At 62.4% G+C, this 21,044-nt stretch carries 17 protein-coding genes; 2 read left to right on the plus strand and 15 right to left on the minus strand.

The window, feature by feature from the left end; genetic code table 11:
• Positions 1-48 precede the first annotated feature (48 nt).
• From pufA to AruPA_RS08000, 8 genes are all read right to left on the minus strand, one after another.
• Entirely contained in the window at positions 49-228 is a 180-nt protein-coding gene (gene pufA / locus AruPA_RS07965; protein WP_265636136.1) for a light-harvesting antenna LH1, alpha subunit, read from the minus strand.
• A gap of 13 nt (positions 229-241) precedes the next feature.
• Positions 242-478, minus strand: a complete 237-nt coding sequence (pufB, locus tag AruPA_RS07970) for a light-harvesting antenna LH1, beta subunit (protein ID WP_029312396.1) — start codon at positions 476-478, stop codon at positions 242-244.
• Positions 479-626: 148 nt separating this feature from the next.
• Positions 627-2,063 (minus strand): chlorophyllide a reductase subunit Z, encoded by a 1,437-nt coding sequence (gene bchZ / locus AruPA_RS07975; protein WP_265636137.1) that lies wholly within the window; start codon positions 2,061-2,063, stop codon positions 627-629.
• Positions 2,063-3,490: a chlorophyllide a reductase subunit Y gene (gene bchY / locus AruPA_RS07980; RefSeq protein ID WP_265636138.1), complete on the minus strand. Its 1,428-nt coding sequence runs from the start codon at positions 3,488-3,490 to the stop codon at positions 2,063-2,065. Before bchY ends, bchZ begins: the two co-directional genes overlap by 1 nt.
• A gap of 2 nt (positions 3,491-3,492) precedes the next feature.
• Complete coding sequence (locus AruPA_RS07985; RefSeq protein ID WP_265636139.1) at positions 3,493-4,461, minus strand: chlorophyllide a reductase iron protein subunit X; 969 nt, start codon at positions 4,459-4,461, stop codon at positions 3,493-3,495.
• Positions 4,458-5,396 (minus strand): chlorophyll synthesis pathway protein BchC, encoded by a 939-nt coding sequence (gene bchC, locus AruPA_RS07990; RefSeq protein WP_265636140.1) that lies wholly within the window; start codon positions 5,394-5,396, stop codon positions 4,458-4,460. The genes AruPA_RS07985 and bchC overlap by 4 nt, the downstream gene beginning before the upstream one ends.
• Before the next feature lie 120 nt (positions 5,397-5,516).
• Entirely contained in the window at positions 5,517-6,638 is a 1,122-nt protein-coding gene (locus AruPA_RS07995; protein ID WP_265636141.1) for a methyltransferase, read from the minus strand.
• Positions 6,635-7,504 carry a polyprenyl synthetase family protein gene (locus tag AruPA_RS08000; RefSeq protein ID WP_265636143.1) on the minus strand — a complete coding sequence of 290 codons (870 nt, stop codon included), beginning with the start codon at positions 7,502-7,504 and terminating at the stop codon, positions 6,635-6,637. Before AruPA_RS08000 ends, AruPA_RS07995 begins: the two co-directional genes overlap by 4 nt.
• A gap of 72 nt (positions 7,505-7,576) precedes the next feature.
• Here AruPA_RS08000 and crtD point away from each other — a divergent pair, with 72 nt between their 5' ends.
• Together crtD and AruPA_RS08010 are read left to right on the plus strand one after the other, a co-directional pair.
• On the plus strand, positions 7,577-9,130 hold the full coding sequence (gene crtD, locus AruPA_RS08005) for a 1-hydroxycarotenoid 3,4-desaturase CrtD (RefSeq protein ID WP_265636144.1): 1,554 nt from the start codon (positions 7,577-7,579) through the stop codon (positions 9,128-9,130).
• On the plus strand, positions 9,127-10,062 hold the full coding sequence (locus tag AruPA_RS08010; protein ID WP_265636145.1) for a carotenoid 1,2-hydratase: 936 nt from the start codon (positions 9,127-9,129) through the stop codon (positions 10,060-10,062). Before crtD ends, AruPA_RS08010 begins: the two co-directional genes overlap by 4 nt.
• An 81-nt stretch (positions 10,063-10,143) precedes the next feature.
• Here the strand turns inward: AruPA_RS08010 and lpxC are convergent, their stop codons facing one another.
• The 7 genes from lpxC to AruPA_RS08045 form a co-directional block, all read right to left on the minus strand.
• Positions 10,144-11,091, minus strand: a complete 948-nt coding sequence (gene lpxC / locus AruPA_RS08015; RefSeq protein ID WP_265636271.1) for a UDP-3-O-acyl-N-acetylglucosamine deacetylase — start codon at positions 11,089-11,091, stop codon at positions 10,144-10,146.
• Positions 11,092-11,823: 732 nt separating this feature from the next.
• A complete protein-coding gene (locus AruPA_RS08020; RefSeq protein ID WP_265636146.1) occupies positions 11,824-14,835 on the minus strand; it encodes a glycosyltransferase family 2 protein in 3,012 nt (1,003 codons plus the stop codon).
• A gap of 164 nt (positions 14,836-14,999) precedes the next feature.
• On the minus strand, positions 15,000-15,617 hold the full coding sequence (gene thiE, locus AruPA_RS08025) for a thiamine phosphate synthase (protein ID WP_265636147.1): 618 nt from the start codon (positions 15,615-15,617) through the stop codon (positions 15,000-15,002).
• On the minus strand, positions 15,614-16,528 hold the full coding sequence (locus AruPA_RS08030) for a class I fructose-bisphosphate aldolase (RefSeq protein WP_265636148.1): 915 nt from the start codon (positions 16,526-16,528) through the stop codon (positions 15,614-15,616). The genes thiE and AruPA_RS08030 overlap by 4 nt, the downstream gene beginning before the upstream one ends.
• 35 nt (positions 16,529-16,563) lie before the next feature.
• Positions 16,564-16,947, minus strand: coding sequence for a hypothetical protein (locus AruPA_RS08035; protein ID WP_265636149.1), 384 nt, complete (start codon positions 16,945-16,947; stop codon positions 16,564-16,566).
• Positions 16,948-16,954: 7 nt separating this feature from the next.
• Complete coding sequence (locus AruPA_RS08040; RefSeq protein WP_265636150.1) at positions 16,955-19,354, minus strand: DNA translocase FtsK; 2,400 nt, start codon at positions 19,352-19,354, stop codon at positions 16,955-16,957.
• Positions 19,355-19,498: 144 nt separating this feature from the next.
• Complete coding sequence (locus AruPA_RS08045) at positions 19,499-20,854, minus strand: ammonium transporter (protein ID WP_265636151.1); 1,356 nt, start codon at positions 20,852-20,854, stop codon at positions 19,499-19,501.
• Positions 20,855-21,044: the final 190 nt, after the last annotated feature.

Raw genomic sequence — 21,044 nt, forward strand, 5'->3', positions numbered from 1 at the left:
GCCCGATCGTCTGGCGATCACCGGAGTTGGCGAAGGGCCGTCGCCCCGTTACTTGTTTGCTGGCATCGACGATTGCTGTTGCATCGTCACCGCCGGTGCTCCGCCAAGCCAGTCGAACCGTGGCGTGCTGAGCAGAATGAAGTGAATCAGGATGGCCAACGCAAACAGGAAGACCCCGAGTGCGGTGAGAACCCTGCGCGGATCGAATAGAAGCCACATGCGCCACATGGTCTGTCCTCCCTCAACCGATATGCGAGGTGAGCATTTTCACCCCGATGTGCGCGTTGGTAAGGAACCCGGTGACATAGCCATGCGGACCCGGGATCCACGGGCGCCACTGCCATACCAGGAAGTGGGCGATCACAGCGATGATGACGAAGCCGATAAAACTCATCACGAAGATGGAGTGAAACTCCTTCGCTTCGCGCTCGGTCAGACCCGATAGCGAGCCCTCCCGATCTTGTGTGGTCATGGACATGATAGAGATATCCTCGATATGGACTGGCACGTTGCCGGGTCAGACCAGTTCCGCGCGGACCCCGCGCGGGGGGACGGCCGCAGCCCATGGGACTGCGGACGATGGGGTAGCCCGGCCGGAACGGCGGGCGTGTGATGGCGCGCGGGGCTCATGCAAGCTCCCTCTCGCGCAAGGCGATGGCGACATGGGCTTCGGTCACGCGCGAGGATCCCTCATGCTGCGCGCAGCGCTCGGCACGATCGCGCAGGCGCTTGGCCGCCGAAATCCGGATCAGATAAGGCTCATCCGCCAGATGACGATCGAGTGCCGCCAGCGCGCCGGCATCCCACAGATCGGCGGTGTCAGCTTTGGCCGGCGTCGCATCGATCTTGTCGAGATCGGTGCCGAGCGGCAAAATGGTGAACAGCGCATCGAACAGGGCGTTGCAGTATTCCTGAACGACGTAGGTCGCCCCCGCATATCCCATGAACGGCGTGCCGGTGGCGCGCCGGATGATCGCACCCGGAAACGAGGCGGGAATGTACATCGAACGGCCCCCGCGCTCGGCGGCATACATCCGCTCATTGAACGAACCGAACAGCACCAGCGGCGGCGTCTTGGCAATCGCCGCGCGCACCGCATCGTTGTCGGGTTTCACGCCGGGTTTGCGCGCGAAGGAAAACGTGCAGGGTATGCCCAGATCATCCTCGAGCAGTCGCTTCAGCCCGCGGGTGTAGGTTTCGGTCGCGACCACCGCGAAACTCGCGGTCGCGAAAAAATCCTGCGTCACACTGCGCCACAGATCCCAGATCGGCTTGATCGTGGTCTCCTTCTCGCGCGCGATGAACGGTTCGGGATCGAGTCCGGTGAGTTCGCCAAGCTTGCGCAAGAAATTGGTGGTGGCGTGAATGCCGAACGGCGCCATCAGATACGGCTTGCCGAGTTCCTCGCATAATTTGCGGCCGAATTCGCGATACAGGCAGATATTGACGCTGGCATCGGCAAGTCTCGGCGTATCCTTCAAATGCGACCCGAGCGGGAAGGACAGATTGACCTCACAGCCGATCCCCTCGACCAGGCGCCGCACCTCCGCCAGATCGGACGGCATGTTGAACGTGCCGTAGATCGCCCCGATGATATTCACGCGCGGCTTTTCGGCCTTCACTTCCGGCCGCTTGGCCTTGACGTTGCCGAATTCGCTATGCAGCCAGACCAGCGCGCGATCGGCACTCTGCCACTGATCCTCATCGATCGTGCGCGGCAGAAACCGGCGCAGGTTCGAACCCTCCGGTGTCACGCCACCGCCGATCATCTCGGCAATACTGCCGGTCACCACGACGGCCGGAATTTTCTGGTCCCCGATCGCGGCGGCGCGTTTCATCGGCCCTTCGGTGCCGGTCATCGAGAGCGAGTCTTCATCGAGCCCGGTCACGACGATCGGCAATTCATGCGGCGGCAGCGCGTCGGTGTAATGCAGCACGGCGGTCACCGGCAGGTTCTCGCAACCCACCGGCCCGTCGATTACCACGCGCAATCCCTTGATCGCCGAAAATACGTAAACCGCACCCCAGTAGCCGCCCGCCCGGTCGTGGTCCTGCACCAGCATCAGACGACCTCCGCCTTGGCGGGTTTCATCGAACCCGGTGCTTCGAAAAACCCGACCATGCGGCTGAACCGTTCACGGCCCTTGCATTGCGTGGCGATAATGCCCGGCAAAGCCGCAGCGCCCGCGGTGCCGAACACCGGCCGCGCCGAGACCATGTTGGTGAAATACACCGCCGGCGTGCCCTGCTCCTTCGCCGCCTGCACCAGCGGCGTGGTGCCGATCGCCAGATCCGGCTTCACGTCGCGCATCGCAGCAATATCCTGTTCCAGCGAGGCGCGGTATTGCACATGCGTGCCCTGCGCTTCGAGCCAGACGCGATCAGGCTCGCTCCATTCCGTGCGCGGCAGCGCCGTGCCGACGTAAGGCACCGTCGCGCCGGCCTCGATCAGCAGGCGCGCCACCAGCAACTCCGAACCTTCGTAGCCGGACACGATCAGGCGCGCGGTCGTCGGGTTCGCCGCCATCACGGCGCGGATCGGCGCGAGCGCCTGCGCCTTGGCGATATCGATGGTCTTGGCACTGATATTCGCCGCCTTGCCGATCGCATCGAGCCAGTCGGCGGTGGCGGATTCGCCCACCGGTGCCGAGCCGACGATGGCCCTGCCGGCTGCGGCGAATTCGCGGATGCTCGCGGTATAGAACGGGTGCACCGCGGCCGCGATGCTGCAGTCGAGCGCGCCGTACAGATCACGCCATTCGCGCGCCGGAATCTGCGGCCCGATCGCCAGGCCCATCGGCGCCAGCATCGCCGCAACGCCGGGAGGATCGGCCGGAAACAACTCACCGATCAGCGTCACCCGCTGCCCGTCGGCGAGTTTGGTGCGCGGGTTGGCCACGGCCCCGGCCTCGGCCTCGGTGCGGGCGTAGCGCAGCATCGCGCCGGCCAGCACATCCTTCGCCTCGGCATGGGTCGGCACACCGAACCCCGGCACATCGATGCCGATGATGCGCACGCCATCGATCTCTTTGGGCAGCAAATCGAGCGGCACACCCGAAGCGGTCGGTACGCAGAGATTGATGATCACGACCGCATCATAGTCCGCCGGCCGCGCGGTCTCGCGCACCGCCTTGCGGATGTCCTCGAACAATTGCCCGGTCACCAGCGTTTCGGAATCGAACGGCACATACCCCACGCTGCGGCGCGCGCCGTAGAAATGCGAAGTGAAGGTCAACCCATAAACGCAGCAGGCCGAGCCTGAGAGAATCGTCGCCACTCGACGCATCCGCAGCCCGACCCGCAGGCTGCCGAACGCCGGACACATCGATTGCGGCTGATCATGCGGCCCCTTGGGATAATCGGCGGCAAGCCGGTCCAGCATCGCCGATTTCCCGGCAGCCCGGGCGGCGTCCTGCATGGTCTCGGCACCGCCGTGGCAGCCGCTCGCGGCTGGGCTGGCCGGCATGGTTGCTCCGTCGGGCGGGCTCATGCTCAGGCGCCCTCGTAGACGATTTCAAGCGAGGGTTTGTTCAACACGGTCGAGCCGCACATATCCTCGAGGCTGGCGGGGTCGAGCGTCACGCCGCGGCCGACCGCATCGCCCTTGAACAGGCCGAGCAGGGCATCATGGCTCAACGGCTTCGGGCGGATCGGCGGCGCCTCGGCCACCTGCACGCCGAGCGCCTCGAACAGCGGCGCCCACTGACCACCCCGCTGGCCGACGATTTCATAATTGGCCGATTTGCGCCGGATGTCCTCATCGGCCGGGATCGCGGCGAGCACCGGAATACCGACCGCCTCGGCAAACGCCTGCGCCTCGCCCGTGCCATCGTCCTTGTTGATCACCAGGCCGGCCACACCGACATTACCCCCCAGATTCCGGAAGTAATCGACCGCCGAACAAACATTGTTGGCAACATAGAGCGATTGCAGGTCGTTCGAGCCGACCACGATGACTTTCTGGCACAGATCGCGCGCGATCGGCAGACCGAACCCGCCGCACACCACATCGCCCAGGAAATCGAGCAGCACGTAATCGAAATCCCATTGATGAAAGCCGAGCTTGTCGAGCAGTTCGAACCCGTGAATGATGCCCCGTCCGCCGCAGCCACGGCCAACCTCCGGACCGCCCAGTTCCATCGCGAACACACCATCGCGCTTGAAACACACATCGCCGATCAGCACGGGCTCACCCGCCGCCTTCTTGCGCGACGAGGTTTCAATAATGGTCGGGCAGGACCGCCCGCCGAACAGCAGCGAGGTGGTGTCGCTCTTCGGATCGCACCCGATCAGCAGCACCCGCTTGCCAAGTTGCGACATCATGTATGAAAGATTGGCAAGCGTGAAACTCTTGCCGATGCCGCCCTTGCCATAGATCGCAATGATCTGCGTTTTCTTGGGCGACGCCACGCTGGCGCCCACCTCGATATCGGGGGCGATCCGGCCGGTGGTTGCATTCATGATGCGTCTCTCCAATCGATGAGCAGTTTCAAGCAATTATCTGTTCCGAACGCGGTATGATACGCGCCGCCCGCCTCATGCGCCGGCACCCGATGCGTGATCAGGCCATCGAGGTCGAGCCGCCGCGACGCGATCAGATCGGTGACATGGACAAGGTCGGCCTTCTGCCACTGCGCCGCGATGGCGATGCGCGCCTCGCGCATGAAGGCCGGCGCGAAGGAAAACTGCATCGGTGCGGCGTAAAACCCCGCCAGCGTGATCAAACCCTGCGGTGCCAGGCGGGCAATCAGCGCATCGAGCACCGCCGCATCGCCGCTGACATCGATCACCCGCTGATAATCGCGCCGCGCATCATCACCCGCGTGGCAAACTCGATAGCCATCACCAGCATCCATCCGATTCGGGTTGGTCTCCCACACGGTCGGTGCACCGCCCGCGATCACCGCAAGCCGCGCGATCAACCGGCCCAGCACACCATGCCCGATGATCAGTTCAGGCGCCCCGCCCGCCACCGCCAGCGCGTGTTGCGCGGTGGCCGCCAGCGCGATCAGCGCGCCGCGATCTCCCAGATCCGGCGCGACCGTCACAACCCGATCGGCGCCGACCACCAGATGCTTCGCATTGGCGCCGAACAAGCCGCGCACCGCGCCGAAACAGCGGGCACCGGGCACGAACACATGCTCGCCCACCCGCAATGACGCCTCAGCCCCGGCAGCGACGATCCGGCCGACCGCCTCGTAACCCGGCACCAACGGATAGCCCATGCCCGGGAACTGCGGCATCGCACCCGACCAGATCAGTTTCTCGGTCCCGGAACTCACACCGCTGTAATCGATCTCGACCACCACATCGCCCGCTCCCGGTGCATCGAGCGCGATGCGGCGGACGGCGACGCGTTTTGGCTCTTCAATGATGACGGCCAGACTATCGAGCAATGCACGTCCTCCCAGTGGAGTGCTGTGCCCGAGGATTGCCGGGCCACATGTGTAAGAATACCGTTACAGTCTGGATTGTCAATCTAAACTTACACTCGCCGGCGAAGAAACCGCCCGCCGTCACGGCGCCACCGCCGTCATCACGCTCGCCAGCATGGGCTGACGGGTCGTATGTCGTTTCGCACCGATGAAGCCGGCAGCTTCAAACATCGCAACCAGCTCGGCCGGGCGGCGCGGCCGGCCGCTGCCCATTGCGAACAGATACAGCCCGAAATAAGCATCCCCCATCGATTGCGCGCCCTTGGTCCCCGCCATCGGCTCAGCAACCATCACCGTCCCGCCCGATGCCAGACTCGCCCGCACATTGCGCAGAATCGCCATCGCCTGCGCATCGTCATGATCGTGCAGAACCCGCACCAGCGTGATGATATCGGCATCGCGCGGCAAAACATCACAACGCATGTCGCCCGCCAGCACCCGGCTGCGCGCCGCCAGCCCCGCCGCCTCAAGGCGCCGCCCTGCCAGCGCCGCAACCGCCGGCACATCGAACAGCATCACGTCCAGCAACGGGGCCACCTTGGCGACCGCCGCGATGAAACTGCCGTCGCCGCCCCCCACATCGAGCAGCCGCCGGTGCCGCCGGAAATCATACGCCGCCAGAATCTCGCCCGCGATCATCGGCTGCGTCGCCGCCATCAACGCGGAATACGCCAGCGCACGCTCGTCATTCGCCTGCTCATAAGGCCAGAACGCGGCGAGACTCGCATTCGCCTCGCCGCGCAGCAGCGCCACCGGGTCGGCCAGGTCGCGATACAGCAGCGCATGATGGCGCACCATCGCGGCGATGCCGGGGTTGCCGCGCAGCGCCGCCCCCAGCGGTCCCAGCTGGGCGCTGCTGCCATCGGTCTCCAGCAGGCGCAGCGCCGCACCGGCGCGGATCAGCCGCAGCATCGCCTCCGGCATCATGCCGCCCTCGCCCGCCAGCGTGCCGATCGCCACCGGCCCCGCCGCGAGTCGCTCGAACAGATCGAGACTGACGCACGCGGCCAGCGTCTGCGCATAAACAAACCCGGCACACAGATCGAACAACGCCGCCGCCTCGCGCCGCGCGATCGGGCGCGTCAGTGGAAACGCCGCCGCCCAGTGCTGAAACCGCGGACTGGCCAGCATCCGGTTGCGCAGCGCGTGCAACCGGTCGCGCCAACCCGGCGGGGCCGCGCCGGCCATGGCGGCGACGGTCATGCCGCCGCGCGCACCAGCGCTTTCGGCACCAGGCGCTTGGCTTCCTGAACGATCAGCGCGCGCAGCGGCCCCGCCCCGGGACAATCGGGAATCGATGCCGCCGCCGCTTCGGCGATCACATCCAGCCGATCGAGCGCGCCGTCGATCCCGTATTGCGCGACCGCGCTCGGCCGGTGCAACGCATTGTCCTGGCCGATCGGCTTGCCGCACACCGCCGCATCGCCCGCCGCATCGCACAGATCATCGGCGATCTGATACGCATCGCCCAGATTCTCGCCCAGTGCCCGCCACGCCGCCGGCGCGTAACCGGCACTCACCGCCCCCGCCATCGCCGCGGCGGCGAACAAGGCGCTAGTCTTGGCCCGCTGATACCGCGCCAGATCCACGTCATCCTCGCTCTCCCACGCCTGCCCGGCAACGATGCCGCCCGGCATGCCGACCGATTGCGCAACAATGCCGATCAACCCGGCCAACGCCCCCGGCTGCGCCGCGCAGCCGAGCGCCACGGTCTGAAACGCCAGCACGATCAGCGCATCCCCCGCCAGCACCGCCAGCGGCGCGCCGAACGCGGCATGGACCGAGGCTTTGCCCCGCCGGATCGGCGCATCATCGAAACAGGGCAGATCATCATGCACCAGCGAAGCACAGTGCAGAAATTCGAGCGCCGCACCCGCCGCCGCCGCCGCATCGAAATCCCGCGCCCCGCATGCCGAAGCCACCGCCAGGCACAGCCGCGGCCGCACCCGCGCGCCGCGCGGAAACACCGCATGGCGCATCGCGGCCGCCAGTTTCGGCGGCGCGTCCCCCGCTTCAGCGCGGAGCATCGCAGTGGTAAGGGTGGACTCGATCAGTGCTACGGCATCCATCAGAAGCCTCCCGGCGCTCATGCGGGCCGAACCGCATGTGTCAACTTTGATTGTCACTCGCGACTGTGCTATTTGATTGACAGTTCGTCAAGCAATTTCGCGCCCCACCCCCGCAGGAGGCCACGCCCGATTCCCGCCACCCCAAACCACCCCGTCATCATCATCGGCGCCGGCATCGGCGGCCTGGCCGCGGCGCTCGAGCTTGCCGCAACCGGCCAGTCCGTCGTCGTGCTGGAACAAGCCGCCGCCCCCGGCGGCAAATTGCGCACCGTCAGCATCGGTGCCGCCGAGATCGACGCCGGGCCCACCGTCATCACCATGCGCGAAATCTTCGATGCCCTGTTCGCCCGCGCCGGCACCCGGCTCGAGGATCATGTCAGCCTCGTCCCGCTCGCCGTCCTCGCCCGGCACCACTGGCGCGATGGCACCCAACTCGATCTGCTGGCCGACCCCGCCGCAAGCGAAGCCGCCATCAGCCACGCCCTCGGCGCGCCCGCCGCCACGGCATTCCGCCGCTTTTGCACCCGCAGCGCAGCCATCTACCGCACGCTCGATGCCAGTTTCATGCACAACCCCACCCCCAGCCTGATCGGCGTCACGCGCGACGCCGGCCTCACCGGCCTCGCCGCCTTCCGCGCCGCCTCGCCCTTCGCCTCGCTGTGGGATGCCCTCGGCACCTGCTTCACCGACCCCCATCTACGCCAGCTCTTCGCCCGCTACGCCACCTATTCCGGCGCCTCACCCTTCGCCGCCCCGGCCACACTCATGCTGATCGCCCATGCCGAGCAAGCAGGGGTCTGGCGCATCGCCGGCGGTATGCGCCGCCTCGCCGAAGCCATCGCCGGCCGCGCCACCAGCCTCGGCGCCGTGTTCCACTTCAATACCAGTGTGGCTGAAATCCTGGTCGAACACGGCCGCGCCACCGGCGTCCGCCTGCAGGACGGCACCACCCGTGCCGCCTCCGCCGTCATCGCGAACACCGAACTCGGCGCGCTCAGCACAGGCGCCCTCGGCGCAGCCGCACGCGCCGCCATCCCGCCCCGGCTGCGCGACGGCAAGCGCTCCCTCTCCGCCGTCACCTGGCAGGTCACCGCCCGGGTCAGCGGCTTTCCGCTCAGCCACCACAACGTCTTCTTCTCGACCGACTACGCCGCCGAATTCGCCGAAATCGCCCGCGCCCGCCTGCCCACCGACCCCACCATCTACCTCTGCGCGCAAGACCGCACCGGCGCACGCACCGAATCGCCGCCCGCCACCCCCGAGCGCCTCCTCATCCTCGTCAACGCCCCCGCCACCGGCGATCGCGGCACGCCGGATGCCACCGCCATCGCCGCCCTCTGGCAACGCGTCACCGCCCGCCTCGCCGCCGCCGGCCTCACCCTCACCGGCATCGATGCCGCCATGACCGGCCCGGTCGAGTTCAACGAAAAATTCCCCGGCGCCGGCGGCGCGCTCTACGGCCGCGACCTCGCCGGCTGGCGCGACCCGTTCCAGCGCCCCGCCGCCCGCACCGCCCTGCCCGGCCTCTACCTCGCCGGCGGCTCCGCCCATCCCGGACCCGGCCTGCCGATGGCCGCCCTGTCCGGCCATTTCGCCGCCACCGCCCTGATGGCCGACCGCCGATGATCCGGTTCGACCACCCCATCCCGCGCGGCGGCTACGCCTGGTGGTACGCCGATGCCCTCAGCGATGACGGCCTGCACGCCCTCACCCTGATCGCCTTCGTCGGCTCGGTCTTCTCACCCTACTACGCCGCCGCCAACCGCCGCACCCCGGGCGGCGCCGACCCCGAGGATTACGTCGCGATCAACCTCGCCCTCTACGGCCCGCGCCGCACCCTCTGGGCCATGACCGAGCGCCGCCGCCGCAGCCTGGTCCGCGAACCCGGCACGCTCGGCATCGGCCCCAGCCGGCTCGACTGGAACGGCAATCGCCTCACCGCCCGCATCACCGAATTCACCACCCCCATCCCGCAACCCCTGCGCGGCACCATCACCCTGCATCCCAAGGCGCTGGAACCAACCATCTACAAGATCGATGCCGCGGGCGCCCACCGCTGGCAGCCGATCGCGCCCTGCGCGCGCATCAGCGTCGCCTTCGAAAAACCCGGACTCTCCTGGGAGGGCGATGCCTATTTCGACCGCAACGAGGGCGACGCCCCAATGCACACCGCCTTCTCCACCTGGAACTGGTCCCGCGCGCCAAGCCGCCAGGGTGCGCGCGTGTTCTACCATGCCAACCGCCGCGATGGCGGCACCACGTCGCTCTCCCTCGGTTTCACCGCCGCCGGCGGCGTAGCACCGCTGCAAGCCCCGCCCGAAGCACCGCTGCCGATCACCTGGTGGCGCATCACCCGCGCCACCCGCAGCGACGCCGATGCCGAACCCCGCCTCCTGCGCGCCTTCGAGGATACGCCCTTCTACGCCCGCGCCCGCATCGCCACCACCGTCGACCGCGAACGCCTCGATGGCGTGCACGAAACCCTCGATCTCGATCGTTTCACCATGCCGGTGGTGCAGGCGATGCTACCGTTCCGCATGCCCCGGCGCTTCATATGACCCGAAGCCTTCCATGACCCGGCGCACCATACGCCCCAACGCCTCATGGCAGGCGGCGCGTCATCCGAACCCGCGCGATCCCTAAGCCACCGCCGCCAGCTCGCTCACCGCCCCGACCATCCGGTAATTCGCCGCATCGGCGAACAACGCCCGCAGCACCATGTTGTTGATCCGGTGCCCCGTCCGCGCACCCTCGAACCGCCCCAGCATCGGCGCCCCGGCCAACGCCAGATCGCCCACCACATCGAGCAGCTTGTGGCGCACGAATTCATCGCCGTACCGCAGACCCTCCGGGTTCATCACCCGCGCGCCATCCACCACCACCGCATTCGCCAGGCTCCCGCCCCGCGCCAGCCCGGCCGCCTGCAACGCCTCGACCTCATCGGCAAACGTAAACGTCCGCGCCCGCGACAAGTCCGCCATGAACCCGCCCGGCGTCAGATCGCACGCAAACCGCTGCCGCCCGATCGCCGCGGCGGCGAACTCGATCTCCAGCGCCATCCCAAACGCCCCTGCACGCGGCCCCGCCGGTTCCAGTGCCGCATAGGCCGCACCATCCACCACCCGCACCGGCCGCAGAATCTCGATCGCCTCGCGCGCCACCCCGCTCTCGGCAATCCCCGCGCACCCGATCAGAAACGCAAACTCCGCCGCCGACCCGTCGAGAATCGGACACTCCGGCCCATCCACCTCGATCATCGCATCATCGATGCCAAGCCCCGCCAGCGCCGCCATCACATGCTCGACCGTGCCAACCCGCACCTCCGGCCGCGCCGGATCGGCCAGCACCGTGCACATCCGCGTATCCGCGACATAATTCCACAAAGCCGGCACCACCGGCGCCCCGGGCAGATCCACCCGCCGCACCGCAATCCCCGCGCCCGGCGCCACCGGCACCAGCCGCAAACGCACCGCCGCCCCGCTATGCAGCCCCACGCCATGACAAGCGATCGCCGAACGCAACCCGCGCCGCACACCCCGCCCAGCCCGACCCGCCCCGGCATCCCAGGACCCAGCCGACCGCACCATCGCGCCGCTCAAACCACCATCCATACCCGACCAGCTTCCCAAAAATGCCAAACCAACCGCCGACCCGCAAAAACCGGGCCCAACCACGTCCTTCGTTGCACCGCACACTATACCGTGAAGCTTTGGTTAAGAAATCAATCAATATTTCTGATTATTTCGCCATAACCCCCTCAAATTGCGGCATTTTTATGTATCAGCCCGTAACACGCCGAAAACGCGTGAACGCCCCACTGAATCCCGGCCAACAATACGCCGCCCAATTGGACTCCTCGATCCCCGACCATTTCGCTTTACATGCCACGATCAAAACGCCAACCGACCTAAGACGTCCCGAGCCCTCCACCACCGAAAGAGCGCATCTCACCTTACAAAATCTGCAGAAAACCGAATAGGAGAACTGTAGCTCTACCGCCAGCACGAAGCGCAGCTGGCGATCTCAAAAAAGCGGTTCTTTTTTAAAAAAAAGAACCAAAAAATTTTTGAAAATATTTTTTTATGCCGATACATCGCCGAGGTAATAATCCAAAACTTACGTTTCTATATTCCCGCACAACACGGTGTGGTAAGTCAAAAGGTGTCGGAATGACAGCCAAAAAAATCATTTTATTTCTACCAAAAACGACCACGCGATCAATATTAACGGTTTTGATTCGCATTTCTAATGTATTCTAGATAGTTATAAATTTTATTTAAAATATATAATTTAAGATGCGTATTGCATAGGACGAGCCTCTACAAGATTTTTCTCAGAAACTCTTCGAAATTTGAAATAGTAATAGCGCCGCCTAAATTATATAATGCTTCTTTGCCACCCACATTATGCGGCATTACCGTAATTGATTCATATTTTGCTAAATCGATAATATTTAGCTCCGGATATTTTTTCCGGCAATAATCAAATCCTTGGCCAACCGCGTTTTGATCTATTGTCCAGTTTGTCGGTAGGCTTGGGTCGTAGGCTACTGAAATAAAGTTTTTGAGAATTTTTCCATATAGTTTTCCGATTTCGTTCGCCGCAACATACATCTGACTAGCGTTGATGGACCATGGCTCGCCGGCTATCTGGCGCTGCGAATCATCGAAATTGTGCATTCGCAATGCCAGATCAGCCGCTTTGAGACCGCGAATTTGCTTAAAGAAATCAGCTGATATGATATTATCAATATCAATTATAACAGTATTTGCATTATATCGCGCCAATATTTCGGGCAACGCCAAAAATCGAAGGCACGTAAAAATACCAGCGTCAGCGTACTTTAATGAGCCGAATGCATACGAAAGGTATAATTTTGAACCGGCGTGATTAAAATATTTCGACCATTTCTCCAGGAATTCAAGTTGTGGACGATCTGGTTCAGCAATGTGAACGTGTAACAATGTGATATTCTCTGGTGCAGCGCTCATTAACGATTCGGTCAGCGACAGCAACAACTTTGGAAAATAAACGAAATATCTGGAGTCACAACCAACAATAATTGTCAGTTGTGGCGCCACCAGCTCATCGCTTGGCGTGCACCAGTGCCACCCGCTGACCCCCGCGAAATCGGCGGCCTGTTCAACGGCTAAACGATCAACCGTGCTAGAATCCAGCCACGTAAGAACGCCCGCATTGAAATGAGTGGGCATAATTTTTTTTGAAAGGCTCTCCGAACGAGCTTGACCGTAATGGAAGTCCGTCTTCGCGCGATTGCCGTTAAGCCAAAAATGGTGCCCTAAATGGAGGTGATACCAGTAGGACGGCCCATTGAGTTCATGATCGTGCTCAAGAATATTTACGGCCACGTCCGAAATCAATCCGATTTTGGGGAGTGCATGCTCCATGAAACGTGCGTAGGTCAGCCCTTCGGCGGCAGAAATTTTCTGAGGCCCAACGAAACAAAGGAAATCATGCGCAAACGGCTCTACCCCGACGGAGTCCAGAACAAACGGCATGAAAAAGCGGTCGCCAACAAAGGATTTTTTAAGATCTTCAATCTCGGCGAGTTTTTTCTGAGAAACATCGGAGATGGAGAGGGCACGATCGAAAAACATCGACATACCTATGACGTCGCCCTGAGCCAACCGCAGTGCCGCAATTGAGTAAAATGCATTCCCTCTGTCGCCAGGCATTTCGGCACTGGCTAGTAGTGTCGCCTCAGCCTCATCAAGTAAACCACTCACAGCTTGTAACCATGCGAGCCTTCTAAACAATTCCACATTATTTTTGAACTGCTCGGCATGACGGCGCACATCGGCTAACTGCACTTCCCAATCATTCGAATTATCACGAATATTGAGTAAGTGCCGATCTTGCTCCCCGAGCGACAATAGATGGTTACCACCGACAGTTATGTTATTGATATCAGATACTGCTTCGGTGCTGGAATCTGCATTGCTTACATTGTCCAATTCTAATATGCTGTCGATATGATTCTGCAAGACTTGGCTCACAATCGGTTCGCCGTATTTTTGATAGAGCGAGTATCTTTCCCTCCAATGCCCACCGTGACTTTCGAGACCTATAGTCCCTTCAAATGCACGACCTCCATTGATGATCTTTTTTCGAACATGATCTTTGGAACGGAGGGAAAAATGCCATATGTACCATCCGCCGAGAGCGGCCGTTATGACAGCATTTAATGGACAATTTATTGATTTTACAAAATGATTTCCTTCCATAATTTCAAAATTGCTATCAGATCGATAGGATATTTTGGGGACAACAGGTAGAAGCCGCGAAGTGTATTTATTGAAAGTTTTAAAGGGATTTGATTGAGCATCGAATACATCTTTTGGAAGAAACGAAGCACAATGAACCCAGTGAAATACAATAATTTTATTGGATTTATTATTTAAATACCTTTCAAAATTCTCAGTCGCTGCTCCCATTGAAAATGTGTTTTCAGCCGCGATAAATTCATCTGCATCGATAAAAAATAACCACGCAATAACGTAATCAGCTAACGCAGCATGCTTCACAAATACATCGGCATAGATCGTCATCTTTTTCGCTTGATAATGCCCGGCGACCGGATCGTCTACAAGCAAAACAAAAGCATCTAGATGCTGCTCTCTAAAATCTTCTATTTTTTCTTTTGTACGATCGGTACTCATGTTATTTATAACGCAGAAGGATCGAAAGCCTAATGTATAGTGGTGCATCAAATTTTGACCGATAATATCCGCCTCGTCTTTGACCAGAAGAATTATCCCAGCCTTTTCCAAAGCAGGTATCCGCTCAGGAGCCATCGGTCCCCATCCAGGTTTGGCGCGCGTAGCCTCGAATTGCCAATACGCCTGCATACCAGACGCATAGCGAGCCAATTCCGCTTTTCCATCCGGGCGTAAAGCCTCATAATGCCGCTCAAGAAATTCTAACCGCTCACTGTCGCGGCCAGCAGACGCATACACTTCGGCCATGGCAACCACCGGCCAGTGACTTCCGGGATCGATCATCATTGCGCGCGCAATCACCGTGATCGCTCCTGAATAGTCACCTGTCAGACGCAAACACTCCGCACGTTCAAGCAGGGCGCGGAATCGCAGGTGCTCATCGTTAAGGTTGGATACCAAGGCGAACACGAGGGCAGCATCGCTCAAATGGCCGCCTTTTTTAAGGCGCTCACCAACCATAAAGCCAAGTGAAGCGTCATCCGGCCGCTCAAACGCCACGCGCTTTAAAAGATTTAATGCATCCTCGGTGCGTCCCTGAGCATCAAGTTCCGCAACCTGTTGACGCCAGTGTTCGCTCTGTATGGAATTCATTGATTGGCCTAAAAAATCGCTAACTTCTAACTAAACATCGAAAAAAATAGATTTGACGGAGTCTAACAGACACTACGAATATTTTTCAACATTTCGCAAATAGGTCCGCTTTGGTGCCTTTGTTTCACGTGAAACAAAGGACAGTTATTATGACTAACATATTGTTAGCCCATCGCAGCCAGCATCGCCCGCACCCCCGCCGCGGGACCATCCGGATGATGCCACACGGCACCGATCACCGCCAGAAAATCCGCCCCGGCCTCAACCAGGCTCGCGCAATTTCCCGCATCGATCCCGCCAATCGCAACGCACGGCACCTCCATCAGGCCCGACCACCATGCCAAAATCTCGATCTCCGCATGGCTTTTGGCCTCCTTGGTCGCGGTCGGAAAAAACGCGCCAAACGCCACGTAATCCGCTCCCGCTTCCGCCGCTTCCATCGCCAGATGCCGCGAATCATGGCAGGTCACCCCCAGGCTCGCATCCCGCAGCAACGCCCGCGCCCCCTTCACCCCGCCCTTCGGCAGATCCTCCTGGCCCAGATGCGCGCCATCGCACCCCAGCCGCGCCGCAAGATCGGCCCGGTCGTTCAGAATGAAAGCCACATCGCGGGCCTGCACCACCGGCATCAACGTCGCAACCGCGCGGCAGATGTCATCCTCCGCCGCATCCTTCAGCCGCAGTTGAAACGCCGAAACCGCCCCGGCATCCAACGCCGCCGCCAGCGCATCGGCGAAATCCGGCCCGATGCGCGGCGGCGAGATCAGATAGAGTGCGCTCAAGCCTTGCCCTGATAGATCGCAATGATCTGCGACAGCAGCGCCAGCGCCTCATCGCGCGGCCGGGTGAAGGAATTGCGCCCGACAATCGAGCCCGAGCCGCCACCGGCATGGATCCCCTTGATCGTTTCGATCAATGTCGCCGAATCGGAAGCCTCACCGCCCGAAAACACCACCAGCCGCCGCCCGGCGAAGCAGGATTGCACGACATGCTCGATCCGCTTTTCCATCGTCGAGACATCGATCTTCTCATAGGCCTTCTTCGCCGCCTCCAGCCCGATATGCGCGGTCGGCGGCTTCACCTTGATGATGTGCGCCCCGAGCAGCGCCGCCATATGCGCCGCATACGCACAGATATCGACAGCGGTTTCCCCGGCCTTGTCGAGCAGCGGGCCACGCGGATAGGACCACAGCACCACCGCGAGACCGACCGATTTGGCCTCCTCCGCCAGCTCGCGGAATTGCTCCATCAGCTTGAACTGGTATTCCGAACCCGGATAGATCGTAAAACCGATCGCCGCACACCCCAGCCGCAGCGCATCCGATACCGAACCGGTCACCGCCTGGTCCTTTTCGGTCGCCAGCGAATTGGACGAGTTTAACTTCAGAATGGTCGGAATCGCGCCCGCATAGCTGCCGGCAGCCGCCTCGAGCATCCCGAGCGGCGCGGCATAGGCCGAAAGCCCGGCATCGAGCGCCAGTTGGAAGTGATAATGCGGGTCATAGGCGGGCGGATTGGCCGAAAAACTGCGTGCCGGCCCATGCTCGAACCCCTGATCGACCGGCAGGATCACCATTTTGCCCGTCCCGCCGAGTTTGCCCTGCATCAGAATGCGCGCAAGGTTGCCCTTGCTGCCGGGGTTGTCGCTTTCATACCAGTCGAGAATTTTTTTAACCCGTTGGGTGACGCGCATGATCATCTCCTGTGATTGTGCAAGGCGGTCCTGACCTAGCCGGTTTCGCCCGCGCCACCAAGCCACGCCGCCAGGCGCCGGTCGGCACCCCGAACCGCTAGATCGAGCGCCGGCGGCGCGGTATCAAGCAGCAGCGCCCCACACTCTGCCGCGATCAGCGCCACCCGCGCGAAATTCGGCGCCGAGCGGGCCAGAATCACGCCCGGCAACCCCAGCCGCAGCGCCTCCACCGCCCGGCCGCCGGCATCGGCGCAATCGAGCAGGCTCGCCGCCTCATACCCCGCCACCATCGCCTGCCACCAGAACCCCCCGCCATAAATCGCAAATCCCGGCGCCGACAGCAAGGTTACAGGCCGCCCCAGCGCCATCAGCGTCACAATCTGCGGGCGATCGTGCACAATTACCGCGGGCGGCAGCATCGCACCGCTAATCGCGCGTGCTTTCGATCAGCACCTCGCGCTTGCCGACATGGTTGGCAGGCCCGACCACGCCTTCCTTTTCCATCTGTTCGATCAGCTTGGCCGCCCGGTTGTAGCCGATCTGCAGATGCCGCTGCACGAAGCTGGTGCTGGCCTTTCCCTCGCGCGCGACCAGGGCAACCGCCTGCTGATACAACCCACCCTCACCGGCTTCCGCGGCGGCGAGACCGGGCATGTTGGGTGCATCATCCTCCGTCGCCTCGGTCACCGCATCAAGGTAATCGGGCTCGCCCTGTTCGCGCAGGTAAGCCACCACGTCCTCAACCTCGCGGTCCGACACGAAGGGGCCGTGCACGCGGGTGATCCGGCCGCCGCCGGCCATATACAGCATGTCGCCCATGCCGAGCAGCTGTTCTGAGCCCTGCTCACCCAGGATGGTCCGGCTGTCGAATTTGCTGATCACCTGGAAGCTGATGCGGGTGGGGAAATTCGCCTTGATCGTGCCGGTGATCACATCCACCGATGGCCGCTGCGTCGCCATGATGACATGGATGCCGGCGGCACGCGCCATCTGCGCGAGGCGCTGCACCGCCGCTTCGATTTCCTTGCCCGCGACCATCATCAGATCGGCCATTTCATCGATCACGACGACGATGAGCGGCAACGGCTCCAGTGCCAGCGGCTGATCCTCGAAGGTTGGCCGGCCGGTTTCGGAATCAAAGCCGGTCTGGACCCGGCGGGTGACCACTTCGCCCTTGGCCAGCGCATCGTTCACCCGATCGTTATAGCCGCCGATGTTACGCACCGACAGGCCGCTCATCGCCCGGTAGCGCCGCTCCATTTCCCGCACCACCCATTTGAGGGCGGCGACCGCCTTGGTCGGATCGGTCACCACCGGTGCCAGCAGATGCGGTATGCCCTCGTACACCGAGAGTTCCAGCATTTTCGGGTCGATCATGATGATCCGGCATTGCTCGGGCGAGAGCCGGTACAGCAAGGACAGGATCATCGCGTTGATGCCGACCGACTTGCCCGAACCGGTGGTACCGGCGATCAGCAGATGCGGCATCCGGGCCAGATCGGCGATCACCGGCTTGCCGCCGATGTCCTTGCCGAGCGCGATCGAAAGCTTGCCGGCGCCGCTGCCCCAATCCGCCATATCCATCAGTTCCGACAGATAAACGGTTTCGCGCTTGGCGTTCGGCACCTCGATGCCGATGACGTTGCGGCCCGAAACGGTGGCGATGCGCACCGCCAGCACCGACAGGCTGCGCGCGATGTCATCGGCCAGGCCGATCACCCGGGCGGAGCGAATCCCCGGTGCGGGTTCAAGTTCGTACAGCGTCACCACCGGACCGGGTCGGATTTCAACGATGCGGCCCTGCACACCGTAGTCGCCGAGCACGGTTTCAAGCAGGCGCGCGTTGGATTGCAGCGCTTCCGCCGAAGGACCGGTCGCCGCGCGCGGCGGCGCGGCGGCCAGCAGCTCGAGCGGCGGCAGCCGCCAGCCGGTGTCGGGCAGCGGCAGGCGTTCCTGCTTGGGCGGAAGCTTTTTCGCAGGCGCCGCCCGGGTCAGCCGCGCCGGCGCGGCAAGGCCGGGATGATGGGGTTTCGGCTGCTCGATCGCTGTGCCTTCGGCATGCGGCAGCCGGATGCCGGCTTCATCGTCCGTCTCGAATGGATCGATCATCGGCGGCGTGCTCAGCACCGGCGCGAGCCAGGACGACACCGCCCCCATGCCCCCGCGCGCGCCGCGCACCGCACGACCGCTCTGCCGGGCCGAAATCAGCGCCGCATCGCGCGCACGCCGCCCTGCCGCCCGCCACTCGCCCGGGCTCAGCCCGAGCGCGTACAGAGCGCAGCCAAGGCCGATCATCGCAGCAACCCCCAGCGCGAGGCCGCGACCGATCACGCCGAGCATCGAATGCCCGACCGCAGTGCCGAAGCCGCCGATCAATTTACCCGCAGCACCACCGGGGCCGGCGGGAACCGGCCAATGCGTCATGAGTGCCGGATCGATGGCGAGCGCAGCACCGAGGGCGGCGGCGAGCGCAGGCATGGCAACCAAAGTTGCAGCGATGCGCAACCGCCAATGCGACACACGGCCGTGATTGACCAGCAAGAATGCCCAGGCCAGCAGCACCAAACCGGGCAGGACCGCGATCACACCGAAGCCCTGCAACATGAAATCGGCAAGCGTCGCGCCGAACCGACCACCGAGATTCTGCGGCGGCAGGCTGGATGCCGTATCGAACGAGACATCGCCGGGATGATAGGAAACCAGCGCCACCAGCAGGATCAGCCCCGCGAGCACCGAAACCAGGGCTGCGATTTCGGCGAGATGCCGGGCAAACCTTGCTTTGAGCGCGGGGGACAGAAACCGTCTTGTATCGGTGGTCGCGGACATCGGGTGATCAGGCTCCGGTTATAGGCATCGGACGTGTCAGTACGACGTGAAGTATAACCTCAATCCACCTGATTCGACAAAACAAAACGGCCGGGCGCCCGAAAGCACCCGGCCATTGCCGTCGGTCAGGGTCGGTGCGTCCGGTCAGTCGCCCATCACGGGGACTTTCTGCCCATCGGCGTAGATCGCATAGGCTTCCTCGCCGTGTGCGGCTTCGTCGCCCATTTTCAGCATTTCCTCGTCCATCCGAAGCGGAACCACGAGGCCGATCAGCTTCAGCAGGATGAAGGTTCCGACCACATTGATCACGATGATGTAGGCGGCACCATAGATCTGCAGCAGCACCTGATGGAAATTGCCATAGAGCCAGCCTGTTACGTTGACGTTGCTGTCCTTCTGGGTGCCGAGATACTCGATCATGTTCGGGTTCGCGAGGATACCGGTGCCAATGCCGCCGATCAGCGCGGCCACACCATGCGTATGGATGACGCCCAAGGTGTCATCGACCTTGCGCATGAACGCCATTTTGCCGAGCTTGTTCCAGGTGAACCAGGGCACCAGCGAGGCGACGATGCCGAGCACGATGGCTTCGGTACCGTTGATGTAACCCGCTGCTGGCGTGATCGCGACGAGGCCGCAGATCATGCCGTTGACCGCGCCGAGCACCGAAGGCAGGCCGAACGACATCACGTCGAGCGCCAGCCAGGTGAGCAGGGCCGCCGCCGTCGCGACGTTGGTGTTGAGAACCGCCGCCGAGGAATCCATGTTTGCGAAATACGGGTCACCGCCGTTGAAGCCGGACCAGCCGAGCCAGAGCAGGCCGGCACCGATCAGCGTGATCAGCAGCGAGTTCGGGTGGAAACTTTCACGATCGCGCGCGAGCCGTGGCCCGATCACCGCCGCCGCCGTGTAGCCCGAAGCTGCCGCGGTCAGATGAATGACATAGCCGCCCGAATAGTCGACCACGCCCAACTGGCCGAGCCAGCCGCCGCCCCAGAGCGAGAACGCGCCGATGGTGTAGACGAATGTCATCCAGACGGGCACGAAAATCATCCATGCCTTGAAGCTCATGCGGCCCAACACCGCGCCGGCCAGAATGATCACCGTGATCGCGGCGAACACGAACTGGAACCACACCATGGTGGACATCGGGAAAGCCAGCGGCGGCATGCCGGCCGCGGCATCCGGAATGATCGCCTGTTTCTCGAGATCGGCGGCCGACGTGGTCGGGTGCGGAATGCCGAGGAAATAATCCTTTCCGACGTGCAGCCAATGCGGTCCGAAGCTCATGTTGTAGGCCCAGAGCACCCACACGATGAGCACGGCGGCGAAGGCATAGAACACCATGAAGGCGGAATTGATCGCCCATTTTTTCTTGACCACGCCGCCATACAGCGCGGCAAGGCCCGGAATGCTCATCAGACCGACCAACACACCCGACGTCATCTGCCAGGCGTTGTCCCCGGTATCGAGCCAGGCGGGGGAGGGTATCAGTGCCATTGTATATTCGTCTCCATGCTTCCCAGCGTTCATTACCCGGTCGCAACCGCGACCGCACGACGACGCCCAAGCGCCGTTCGCATCGGGTAATGCAGTATTCATGCCAAAGATTTCAGGCAGACCCGGCGCTTACGAAAGCTTCATTCAATTTTTATATCGAGTCAGACATTGACCATGAATTAAGCAGATC

Origin of the sequence: Acidiphilium sp. PA (assembly GCF_026191915.1) — a bacterium.
Classification (GTDB): Bacteria; Pseudomonadota; Alphaproteobacteria; order Acetobacterales; family Acetobacteraceae; genus Acidiphilium.